The sequence below is a fragment of the Cellulomonas sp. NPDC057328 genome (assembly GCF_042667215.1).
Classification (GTDB): Bacteria; Actinomycetota; Actinomycetes; order Actinomycetales; family Cellulomonadaceae; genus Cellulomonas.
Window position 1 is genome coordinate 1 of record NZ_JBHUZW010000129.1, and the last position, 10792, is coordinate 10792.

Sequence of the window (10792 nt, forward strand, 5' to 3'; positions counted from 1 at the left end):
ATCGTGCAGGGACCTGATGTCCGGTCCCTGCACGATCGCGGGTTCGACGTCGTGGGCGCCCGTCCGGAGGTCCGCACCCCGGCGCAATCCGCCGGATCGTGCCGCCGTCACGTGCACGACGTGTGCCGTGAGGTGGCGTAGCGCCCGGGACACCGCCGGGAAACGCCGCAGCAAAGGGCCCCTGCCAGGTTGGGCACCGTTCCGTTCCGCTCCGCGACCCGAGAGGAGGAAGAGTGACCCACTATCTGCTGCGGCGCATCGCCCAGGCCGCCGTGACGCTTCTCGTCGTCGTCACGGTGACGTTCGTGCTCGGCCGGCTGTCGGGCAGCCCGGGGGTGATCCTGCTGGGCGACAACGCGACGCCCGAGCAGATCGACGCGTTCGACGCCGCCCGGGGGTTCGACCGCCCGATCTGGGAGCAGTTCCTCGGCTACCTCGGCGGGGTCGCCGTGGGCGACTTCGGGGAGTCCTACCGGCAGACCGGGACGTCCTCCATGCAGCTCGCCCTCGAGCGGCTGCCGGCGTCGCTGACGCTCGGCGCCGTCGGTCTCGGGCTCGGCATCGTCCTCGCCGTCCTCGCGACGCTCGCGATCCAGGTCACCGGCAGCCGCACGCTCCGTGCGGTCTCGGTGGCGCTCGGCTCCTTGCGGGCGGCGGTCCCGGACTTCTTCTTCGGCCTCCTGCTCGTCCTGGTGTTCTCCATCGGCCTCGGCTGGCTGCCGTCCCTCGGCAACCAGCAGCCCGCGGCGATCGTGCTCCCCGCGGTCACCGTGGGCACGGGCGTCTACATCCTCTACACCCGGCTCCTCGACAACGCGATGAACGAGCAGCTCGGCATGGACTACGTGAAGACCGCGCTCGCCCGCGGGGACTCGCGGCTGCGGGTCACCGTCGCCGAGGTCCTGCCGAACGCGTTGCTGCCCGTGCTGACGGTTGCCGGCATCAACGTCGGCGCGGTCCTCGGCGGGATGCTCATCGTCGAGAACGTCTTCGCCTGGCCCGGCCTCGGCCAGCTGACCATGAACGCCGTCTACGGGCGCGACTTCCCGGTCGTGCAGGCCAGCATCCTCGTCGTCGCCGCCCTCTTCGTCGTGACGAACCTCGTCGTCGACCTGGTCTACATGCTGATCGACCCGAGAGTGAGGCTGTCGTGACGGTGCACGTCGACCGGGCCGTCGCGGTGGCGACCCGCCCGCCCGTACCGCGGCGCCGCCGGACCGCCGTCCGCGTCCCACCGCTTCAGCTGCTCGGGCTGGCGATGGTCCTGACCGTGACCGCGTTCGCCCTCCTGTACCCCCTGGTCCCGGCGTACGACCCGATGACGCAGGACGTCCTCCGCGCGAACATCCCGCCCGGCGCGGAGGCGGGGCACTGGCTCGGCACCGACGTCCTCGGCCGCGACCTCGCCTCCCGGCTGGCGCTCGCGAGCCGGGTCACCCTCGGCATCGCGGTCCTCGTCGTCGTGGCGACGGCGTTCATCGGCCTGGTCCTCGGCACGGTGTCCGGGTACGTCGGCGGCAAGGTCGACACCCTGATCATGGGTATCGCAGACATCCAGCTCGCGATCCCGGTGATCATGGTGGTGATCGCGCTCGCCGCGGCGGTCGGCGCGAACGTCGGCCTCATGGTGCTGGTGCTGGTCCTGACGCTGTGGGTCAACTACGCCCGCGTCGCCCGTGCGCTCACCCTCTCGCTGCGGGAGCGCGACTTCGTCATCTCCCCGCGCATCCAGGGCGCGAGCGGCTGGTGGGCGGTGCGCAAGCACGTCGTGCCGAACGTCGCGGTGCAGATGCTCGTCATCGCGACGGCGGAGCTCGGCGCGGTGATCCTCGCGACGTCGTCCTTCGACTACCTGGGCCTCGGCGTCCAGGCACCGACGCCCAGCTGGGGCTCGATGATCAGCGAGGGGCAGAAGTTCTTCCGCCAGGCCCCGTTCCTCTCCCTCGTCCCGGGCGCGACGATCGTCCTCGTCGTCGTCGGCGTGAATCTGGTCAGCCAGCGGTTCACGTCCGAGAACGCGCCCCGACCCGCTCGACGCCGTCGGAAGGAGCGTGGTGCCCGATGAGCACGACGATCACGCGCAGGCCCGAGGTCCTGCTCGAGGTGAAGGACCTGTCGGTCGGCTACCGCACCGAGGACGGCGAGCTCGTGACGCTCGTCGACCAGGTGAGCCTCACGGTCCACGAGAACGAGGTGCTCTGCGTCGTCGGGGAGTCCGGCTCGGGCAAGAGCGTGACGATGTCCGCGGTGCTCGGGCTGCTCCCGCCGGGGCTCGAGGTGCTCGGCGGCTCGATCGAGTACCGCGGGAACCCCTTGCTCGGGCTGAGCGAGCGGGAGATGCGCCGGCTGCGTGGCGCCGAGCTCGGCGTGGTCTTCCAGGACCCGCTGACGGCGCTCAACCCGGTCAAGCGCGTGGGCCGGCAGCTCGAGCGGGCGATCCGCGCGCACAACCGGACGATGTCCGCCCGGGACGTGCGGCGACGCGTCCTGGAGCTGCTCGAGGACGTCCGCATCCCGAACCCGGCGGAGATGGCGCGCGCCTACCCGCACCAGTGGTCGGGCGGCATGCGGCAGCGGGCCGCCATCGCGGGGGCCATCGCGAACCGGCCGCGTGTCCTCGTCGCCGACGAGCCGACGACGGCCCTCGACGTGACCGTCCAGGCGCAGGTCATGGACCTGCTCACCCGCGTGCGGGCGGAGAGCGGGGCGGCGCTCGTCCTCATCACGCACGACCTGGGGCTCGTCGCGGAGGTCGCCGACCGCATCTGCATCATGTACGCCGGACGTGTCGTCGAGGAGGCGAGCGTCTGGGACGTCTTCGACGCACCGGCGCACCCGTACACCGCAGGGCTCCTGGGCAGCCTCCTCACGACCACGCACGCCGAGGGCCGCGCCTACTCGATCCCCGGTTCGCCGCCGACACCCACGAGGAGGCCGCCGGGCTGCGCGTTCGCGGCACGCTGCGAGCTGCCGGCCCGCAGCACGGCCTGCACGGTCCTCGTGCCCGAGCTGCGACCGGCCCCGCACGGAGGCGCCGCGGCCTGCCACCACCTGGCCGAGGCGCGCACCTTCACCGAGGCGGTGGCGCACTGATGACCACCGACCTGAACGAGGACGGCAGCGTGCTGGCCGTGGACGACCTGCGTGTGGAGTTCACCCGTGGCGGTGGTCTCCTGCGGCGCCGCCACGTGACGAAGGCCGTCGACGGCGTCGCGCTGCGGCTGCGTCCCGGGCAGACGCTCGGGCTCGTCGGGGAGTCGGGCTCGGGCAAGACGACGCTCGTGCGCACCGTGTTCGGCCTCAACCGGCCGACGGCGGGGACCATCGACGTGCTGGGGTGCCGGCTCACCGACGCGTCCGCCGCCGACCGTCGCCGGACGATGCAGCGCATCCAGCTCGTGTTCCAGGACCCGTACTCGTCGCTCGATCCCCGCTGGACGGTGCGCGACATCCTCGCCGAGCCGCTGCGCCTCGCCGGCCGCCGCGACCCCGAGCGCGTCGTCGAGGTCCTGCACGACGTCGGCATGGAGGACGACGCGCTCGACCGGCGGCCGTCGGCCTTCTCCGGAGGGCAGCGGCAACGGATCGGCATCGCCCGCGCCCTCGTCATGCGCCCCGAGATCCTCGTCCTCGACGAGCCGGTGTCCGCCCTCGACGTCTCCGTCCAGGCGCAGGTGGTCAACCTCCTCAAGGACCTGCAGCGCGAGCGCGGGCTCTCGTACCTGTTCATCGCCCACGACCTCTCGGTCGTGCGGTACATCTCCGACCACCTGGCCGTCATGCGCCGCGGCGAGATCGTCGAGCACGGCACGTGCGACGAGATCTTCGGCGACCCGCGGCACCCCTACACGAAGGAGCTGCTCGGCTCGGTGCCGAACGCGGACCCCTGGGCGCGCCCCGGCGCCCCCGCACGGCGTCGGCTCCTGCCCGCCTGACGTCCCCTCCCGTCGGGCGGCTCCCTCCGCCGCCCGCACCCGGACCCGAACCCCGAACCCGAAAGAGGCTCCTGTGGCACACCCGTCGAAGGGTCGGCGATCGCCTGCCCTCATCGCCCTGATCTCCGCCTCGGCCCTCGCCCTCGCCGGCTGCGCGAGCCCCGGGGCCGCCGGCCCCGGCGGCCCGAGCAGCAGCTCCGGCGCCCTGACCCTGACGGTCGGGGCCACCGGCGAGGCCGACCTCCACGACCCGATCATGGACTCGAGCCTCACCGGCTACTCGATCTACTACCACCTGTTCGACTACCTGACGCGGCTCGACGCCGACGGCACGCCCTACGGCTCGCTCGCCACGGACATCACCTCGAACGACGACTTCACGGAGTGGACGTTCACGATCCGCACCGACACGACCTTCCACAACGGCGACCCGGTGACGATCGAGGACGTCGCGTACAGCTACGAGACCGTCCTGGCGTCGCCGGAGTCGCGGAACCTCGGCTTCATCCGGTCGCTGGAGAAGGTCGAGGTCGTCGACGACGAGACGCTGCGCATGACGCTCAGCGCCCCGATGTCCGCCTGGCAGAACCTCACGACGACGATCCCGATCGTCCCGGAGGGCGTCTACTCCGAGCTCGGCTCCGAGGGTTTCGCGGCAGCGCCGGTCGGCTCGGGCCCCTACCGGTTCGTGCGGTACACGAGCGGTGTCGAGTACGTCGTCGAGAAGTTCAGCGACTACCACGGCCCCGAGCCGGAGCTCGACCAGATCACGTTCCAGGTCGTCGCCGACGAGGACGCGCGGGTCAACGGCGTCGCGTCCGGCACGCTCGGCCTCACGCAGATCCCGCCCAACCAGGCCGCCTCGCTCGACGGGTCGACGAGCGCGGAGGTCGTCACGACCCCGTCCGCCGGCGTGGTGTACGTGGGTGTCGCGCCGAAGGGCATCCTGGCGGACAAGCTGGTCCGCCAGGCGATCTGGCGGGCGATCGACCAGGAGGCGCTCGTCGAGGGCGTCCTCGGCGGTGGCGCCACCGTCAACGACCAGCTGACCGCGCCGAGCGTGCAGGGCTTCGTCGAGGGGTACGAGGGCCCGGGCTACGACCCGGCGGCTGCGAAGGCGCTCCTGCAGCAGGCGGGGTACGACGGCGAGCCGGTGCCGTTCCAGTACGCGACGTCGGGGTGGATCTCCCTCAGCAACGAGGTCGCCCAGGTGATCGGCCAGCAGCTCCAGGACGTCGGCCTCAACGTGCAGCTCGAGGGCCTGGACCCGACGAGCTACAGCGCGGCGACCGGTCAGGGCAACGCCGACGGTCTGTTCCTGTCCCAGTGGGCGCCGTCGACCATGGACGCGGACAACTCGATCACGGGCCTCGTCGGTGGTGGCCTCGTCGACTACTTCCAGGACCCGGCGGCGATCGACCTCGTCGTCAAGCAGCGCGGGGTGGACGGCGAGGAGCGCCTCGAGGTGTTCCGGGAGATCGCCGAGCTGAACGCCGACATGGTCTACAAGGTGCCGCTCTACACGCAGGACACCGCCTACGCGGTCACGACCGGCATCGAGTGGGCGCCCCGGGCCGACGGCCTGTACCTCCTCACGGACGTCACCCGGGCCGGCTGAGCACCGTCCGTCCCGAGCACCGGCGGCCCGGGCGGCGCGTCCTGCGCGGCGCACCGCCCGGCCGCGCCCCCACGAGAGAGGTCCCGCATGAGCACCGCACCGTTCCACCTCGGCTACTTCATGAACGGCTCGCACGCGCAGGGCTGGGCGACGCCCTGGCACGGCACGACGGGCAAGGACTGGCGCACGGGGAGCTTCCACGTCGACGTCGCCCGGACGCTCGAGCGCGGCAGGTTCGACTTCCTGCTGTTCGAGGACGCCTACCACGTGCCGAACTACTGGAACGGGAGCACCGAGGCGTTCGCGCACCACGGCGTCGCCCTGCCGCGGCTCGACACGCTCGTCCTGGCCACGCACGTCGCCGCGCGCACGGAGCGCATCGGCCTGGTCGCGACCCTGCCGACGTACGCCTACGCGCCGTACCTCCTCGCCCGCCTGGTCGGCAGCCTGGACTCGCTCTCCGGCGGGCGTGCCGCGTGGAACGTCGTGACGGGGTCGTCGACCATCGCGGCGCGCAACTTCGGCCGCGACGGGCTCGGCCGGCCGGACGACCGGTACGCGCACGCGATGGAGTACGTGGAGCTGTGCAAGCGGCTGTGGGACTCGTGGGACGCCGACGCGATCCTCGACGACCACGTCAACGGCGTCTTCGCCGACCACAAGAAGATCCATGACGTCGAGTTCTCGGGGGAGTGGATCCAGCACTCGGGCTCCGCGCTGGTGTCGGGGCCGAGCCCGCAGGGCCGCCCCGTGATCGCGCAGGCGGGTGCGTCGCCCGCGGGCAAGCTGCTCGCCGCGACCCACGCCGACGTCGTCGTCGCCGGCGGACGCACGGCCCAGGACATGAAGGCGTACCGCGACACCGTGCTCGGCCACGTGGTCGAGCAGGGCCGGGACCCCGACGCGACCAAGGTGCTGTTCTCGATCTCGCCGGTCATCGCGCCCACCGAGGAGGAGGCCCAGGACCGCCTCAGGTACATGCGTGCGGAGGCGGACAGGCACGCGATGATCGAGATCCTCGACCACGCGAACCGCATCGACATCGACCTGTCGGGGCTCCCGATGGACGAGCCGCTCACCGCCCGGCACCTCGAGGGGCTGCACACCGACGGGCAGCGGTCGGGTCTCGCGCGGTTCGTGGAGATGGCCGAGGGGCGGACGCTGCGTCAGGTCGGCGTCGACAGCTTCCTCGCCCGTGCGACGCAGTGGTGCGGCTCGTTCGAGCAGATCGCGGACAAGATGGAGGAGACGGTCGCCGAGATCGGCGGGGACGGCTTCCTCTTCTCCGACAAGGCGGGCCGGCACACGCGTCGCAACGTCGTCGAGGTCGTCGACGGGCTCGTGCCCGTGCTCCAGCGCCGCGGGCTCGTGCGCGAGGAGTACACGGAGACCACCCTGCGGGGGAACCTGCTGGCGTTCTGACGCCGGGGCGCGCACGCGCCACCCGGCGAAACGTCGCGGTAACAGCGGCGGAGGACAGTGGCGCTCGGCACCAGCCCCCGGTGCCGAGCGCCTCATGTGACGAGGGTCGACCATGGTGAATCACGTACCGGACCCGCTGCGACGTGCCGAGCTGCGGCGCCGCACGTTCTCGACGACCAAGATGCTGGACCTCGGTGACGGGCTGCTGCGCGACGAGGCGCGGCGCCTGCGCGACCTCCTGCAGTTCTTCGTCGTCCCGAACCTCGACGAGAACCGCCGCGTGCCGGCCGAGGAGGACCTGGCACGCCGGTTCCACAGCTCGCGGAACGCCGCGCGCGCCGCCCTGAGGCTGCTGGCCACGGAGCACTCGATCCAACGGGTGGCCGGCATGGGCACCTACGCGCGCGCGGAGCCGAAGCGGTGGCGGTCGGACCGGCTCCGCGACTCGACGAGCTACCCGCAGTTCGGCGCCCTGACCACGCTGGGCGGTTGGCACGTGCACTACGGCGTGCCCGAGTCGATGCGGGACGCGTTCTCGCCCGAGGCGAACCGCCTCGCGATCTTCGAGAAGCGGCAGACCTACGCGGACGTCCCCGGCGTGCTGCGCACCTTCTTCGTGCCGCTGCGGCCGCAGGACACCCTCGGCGCCGACGACGCCGCCGAGGACCTGCTCGGCATCCTCGAGCACCGGTTCGGCCACGCGCCGGTGCGCGCGGACCGGGTGATCAACGCGGTGCCCGCCGACGAGTCGACGGCGGTGCACCTGGAGGTCGCCGTCGGGGCGCCGCTGCTGTACATCCAGACGGCGGTGTACGCGCCCGACGGGTCGCTCGTGCTGCTCTACTTCGTGCGGCAGCGCGGGGAGGTCATGCAGCTCTCGGTGCAGCCGGAGCGGATGATCTGACGACGCACGGCGTCCGCCAGGGTCAGTCCGCCGCCACCGCGACCGGGGCGGCGGCGGCCGTCGGTGCCGTGCTGCGGCGCGACGCCCGCGAGAGGGACACGGCGAGCACCGCGCCGACGACCGCGACCGCGCCCGAGACGGCGGCGGCACCGGGCGGCGCCCAGGCGGCGGCGAGCGCGCCGACCGCGACGGGCCCGAGCGCCGCACCGGCGGACGCGGCGACGTTGACGGCTGCCGACCCGCTGCCGCGCACCTCGGGGTACCAGCCGACGATGAGCGTCGGCTGCAGCGGGCTGAGCATGCCGCAGGCGGTCCCGACCGCCACCAGGGCGACGGCCCAGACCGCCATGTGCTCGGAGAGCAGCGCCGCCCCGAGGGCGCCGCACACGAGCGGGAGCAGGACGTACGCGCGCCCGTAGACGCGAGCGGGGGACAGGCGCGTCAGCGACCACTGGTTGACGAGCGCGCCCAGCAGGACGCCGATCGGGATCATGACGGTGAGGACGGTGCGGATGGCGACGCCCGGCTCCTCCTCGTTGAGCAGCATGCTGAGGCTGTAGTGACCGCCCTGCAGGACCCAGCTCACGCAGGCCGTCGAGAGCAGGAGCAGGACGGTCTGCGGTGCGCGGACGAGCACGGCGACGTCACGCCCGAGGGCGGCGGTGCGCGCCCGCATGCCGAGCGCGGCGGCGGCACCGTCGGTGTCGTCGTGCCGCGCCGCCGCGCGGGCGGTGGCTGCCGGCCGCTCCGATGCGCGCATGCGGCGGACGATCAGCGGCGAGAGGCACAGGACGACCGCGGCGTAGAGGGCGACGACCGCGAAGTACAGCCACGGCGTCCCCAGCCCGGCGCACAGGCCGCCGAGCGCGAGCCCCGAGACGGCGCCCGTCGAGACGTAGGTCTGCAGACCGGAGTAGGCACGGTCGCGCTCGCCAGGTCGGTCGCGGAAGGCGTCGGCGATCATCACGGACGCGCTCAGCAGCAGGGCGCTGTTGGCGAAGCCGGCGAGGACGCGGCCGAGCACCAGCATGCCCAGGCCGGAGGCCCAGATGAACCCCACCGAGACGGCGAAGTTGGCCGCCACGGCCCACGGCAGCACGCGGCGCGCGGGGACGAGGTCGAACAGCGGGCCGAGCACGACCGCGCCGACTGCGGCGGACACCGCGTAGAGGCCGATGGCTGTGCCCATCGAGGCGGCGTCGACCCCGAGGTCCGCGCCGATGACGGCGGAGACCGGGATGAACCCGAGCTGGGAGAGCGGGGTGAGCACGACGAGCGCCCCGGTGAGGGCCCCCAGCCGCGCGCGGACGTCGGCGAGTGAAGACACCCCGGCACCCTAGGGAGCGGGGGATTCGACACCGTTTCGCCGACGTCACCCGGCCGCTACGCCGGGGCGGCGTGGACGTTCTGCCCACGCAGCGCGGGAACACCTGTGCCTGCGCCACCCGTGCCGGTGTGGCCGGCGTCCACGTCGCGGCCGTCGGACCGGCGTCGCCTCGACCGCGTGGACGGGGGTACGACGAGGCCCAGGGGCCCGGCACGTCGTGCCGGGCCCCTGGGCTGTCGGGTGCCGCCACGCCGGCGGCGTCAGCGGGTCAGGCGCACCGCCCCTGCTCGGCCTCGATGCGGGCCTGCAGCACCCGGAACGTCGACCCGTGGAACACGAGCGGCCCGAGGCCCGGCTCGGCCATGTACGCCTGCACGCGCAGCAGCACGATGTGGTGGTCACCCGCCGGGAGCTCGTCCTCGACCGTGCAGTGGAGCCACGCGGCGGACCCGCCGAGGAGGACGGCGCCCTCGGCGGTGCGGTGCGTCTCCAGACCGGCGAACCGGTCGCCGCCGCGCGAGGCGAGCTGGCGGCAGACGGCGTCCTGGCCCTCGCCCAGGACCGAGACGCCGATCGCGCCGGCCCCGCGCAGCACCGGCCACGTCGTCGAGCCGTTGTCGACGCACACGGAGACCAGCGGCGGGTCGATCGACACGGACGTGAAGGAGCTGGCGGCCATGCCCACCGGTACGCCGTCGACGACGCCGCAGATCGCGGTGACGCCCGACGGGAAGCACGCGAACACGCGGCGCAGCGCGCGGGCGTCGATCGACGTCGGGTCGAGGGTCTCGAGGATGGGCAAGGTGCTCATCGGGCGGCTCCGGCGGTGAGGGCGGTCACCGTGGGCGACCATCGTGCGGCGTAGTCGGTGAGGTCGGTGCTCTCGCGGTAGGTCGAGTCGAGGAGGTGGAGCCCGGGCAGGGCGGTCGTGGCGCCGAGCTCGGTCAGCACGGGCCGGAGCGTGAGCTCGGGCGCCAGCGCGTGCGCCGGTCCGGCGCCGAGCATGAGCGGGACGGCCACGACGTCCCGCAGACCGGTCCCGCCCGCGACGTGGTCCAGGAAGAGCTTGAGGACGCCGCAGTAGGTGCCCTTGTAGGTGGGCGAGGCGACGACGACGACGTCGGAGGCGGAGACGCGGCGGACCCACGCGGCCACACCCGGGTCGCCCCAGGTGAGGAGCTGGGGACCGATCGTGATCACGTCGAGGACGTCGTCCGGGGGCGGCGCGTTCCCGGTGAGCGCGGTCGCGAGGAGGACCGCCGCGTCGAGCGTGCGCGACGCGGCCCTGGGGTTCCCGACGACGACCGTGGTCGTCATGCGGAGAGTTCTCTGGTCATGCCGGTACTGGACCAGGCGACGATTTCACCCCCGCGTCGCCGTCGTCACCTCCGGGTTGCGCCGCCGCGGCGAGTCCGCGGGACGCGGCCTGACCTGGGGCGACGGACGTGCGTGGCGACGAGCGCGCCGGGTCGCCCGGTCACGCCCGAGCCGGCCGGAGCGGTGCCCGACCGCTGTTCGCCGGCGCCGACCGCGGCCGCGTGCCGGCCGTCGCCCGGACGCGGCGCGGCCCGCCGCACCCCAGGGGC

10 protein-coding genes are annotated in these 10792 nt (G+C 73.1%); 7 read left to right on the plus strand and 3 right to left on the minus strand.

Annotated features, from left to right (window positions below):
- Positions 1-233 precede the first annotated feature (233 nt).
- From ACFUMH_RS16755 to ACFUMH_RS16785, 7 genes are all read left to right on the plus strand, one after another.
- Positions 234-1154 carry an ABC transporter permease gene (locus ACFUMH_RS16755; protein ID WP_378208227.1) on the plus strand — a complete coding sequence of 307 codons (921 nt, stop codon included), beginning with the start codon at positions 234-236 and terminating at the stop codon, positions 1152-1154.
- The gene (locus ACFUMH_RS16760) at positions 1151-2065 is read left to right on the plus strand and encodes an ABC transporter permease (RefSeq protein ID WP_378208230.1); all 915 of its coding nucleotides are present in this window, start codon (positions 1151-1153) and stop codon (positions 2063-2065) included. The genes ACFUMH_RS16755 and ACFUMH_RS16760 overlap by 4 nt, the downstream gene beginning before the upstream one ends.
- Positions 2062-3093: an ABC transporter ATP-binding protein gene (locus tag ACFUMH_RS16765; RefSeq protein WP_378208233.1), complete on the plus strand. Its 1032-nt coding sequence runs from the start codon at positions 2062-2064 to the stop codon at positions 3091-3093. Before ACFUMH_RS16760 ends, ACFUMH_RS16765 begins: the two co-directional genes overlap by 4 nt.
- Complete coding sequence (locus tag ACFUMH_RS16770) at positions 3093-3935, plus strand: ATP-binding cassette domain-containing protein (protein WP_378208236.1); 843 nt, start codon at positions 3093-3095, stop codon at positions 3933-3935. Before ACFUMH_RS16765 ends, ACFUMH_RS16770 begins: the two co-directional genes overlap by 1 nt.
- Before the next feature lie 73 nt (positions 3936-4008).
- Positions 4009-5553 (plus strand): ABC transporter substrate-binding protein, encoded by a 1545-nt coding sequence (locus tag ACFUMH_RS16775; protein ID WP_378208239.1) that lies wholly within the window; start codon positions 4009-4011, stop codon positions 5551-5553.
- Between the two features lie 87 nt (positions 5554-5640).
- A complete protein-coding gene (locus tag ACFUMH_RS16780) occupies positions 5641-6975 on the plus strand; it encodes an NtaA/DmoA family FMN-dependent monooxygenase (protein ID WP_378208242.1) in 1335 nt (444 codons plus the stop codon).
- 112 nt (positions 6976-7087) lie between these two features.
- Positions 7088-7879 carry a UTRA domain-containing protein gene (locus ACFUMH_RS16785; protein WP_378208245.1) on the plus strand — a complete coding sequence of 264 codons (792 nt, stop codon included), beginning with the start codon at positions 7088-7090 and terminating at the stop codon, positions 7877-7879.
- Positions 7880-7901: 22 nt separating this feature from the next.
- Here the strand turns inward: ACFUMH_RS16785 and ACFUMH_RS16790 are convergent, their stop codons facing one another.
- The 3 genes from ACFUMH_RS16790 to ACFUMH_RS16800 form a co-directional block, all read right to left on the minus strand.
- Entirely contained in the window at positions 7902-9206 is a 1305-nt protein-coding gene (locus ACFUMH_RS16790) for an MFS transporter (protein WP_378208248.1), read from the minus strand.
- Between the two features lie 268 nt (positions 9207-9474).
- A complete protein-coding gene (locus tag ACFUMH_RS16795; protein ID WP_378208251.1) occupies positions 9475-10017 on the minus strand; it encodes a flavin reductase family protein in 543 nt (180 codons plus the stop codon).
- Positions 10014-10523, minus strand: coding sequence for an NADPH-dependent FMN reductase (locus tag ACFUMH_RS16800; protein ID WP_378208254.1), 510 nt, complete (start codon positions 10521-10523; stop codon positions 10014-10016). The genes ACFUMH_RS16795 and ACFUMH_RS16800 overlap by 4 nt, the downstream gene beginning before the upstream one ends.
- Positions 10524-10792 lie beyond the last annotated feature (269 nt).

Excerpts from the sequence above, each read along its gene's own strand:
- ACFUMH_RS16765 (WP_378208233.1), top strand. The coding sequence starts at position 2,062 with ATGAGCACGACGATCACGCGCAGGCCCGAGGTCCTGCTCGAGGTGAAG.
- ACFUMH_RS16770 (WP_378208236.1), top strand. The coding sequence starts at position 3,093 with ATGACCACCGACCTGAACGAGGACGGCAGCGTGCTGGCCGTGGACGAC.
- ACFUMH_RS16780 (WP_378208242.1), top strand. The coding sequence starts at position 5,641 with ATGAGCACCGCACCGTTCCACCTCGGCTACTTCATGAACGGCTCGCAC.
- ACFUMH_RS16785 (WP_378208245.1), top strand. The coding sequence starts at position 7,088 with ATGGTGAATCACGTACCGGACCCGCTGCGACGTGCCGAGCTGCGGCGC.
- ACFUMH_RS16795 (WP_378208251.1), bottom strand. The coding sequence starts at position 10,017 with ATGAGCACCTTGCCCATCCTCGAGACCCTCGACCCGACGTCGATCGAC.
- ACFUMH_RS16800 (WP_378208254.1), bottom strand. The coding sequence starts at position 10,523 with ATGACGACCACGGTCGTCGTCGGGAACCCCAGGGCCGCGTCGCGCACG.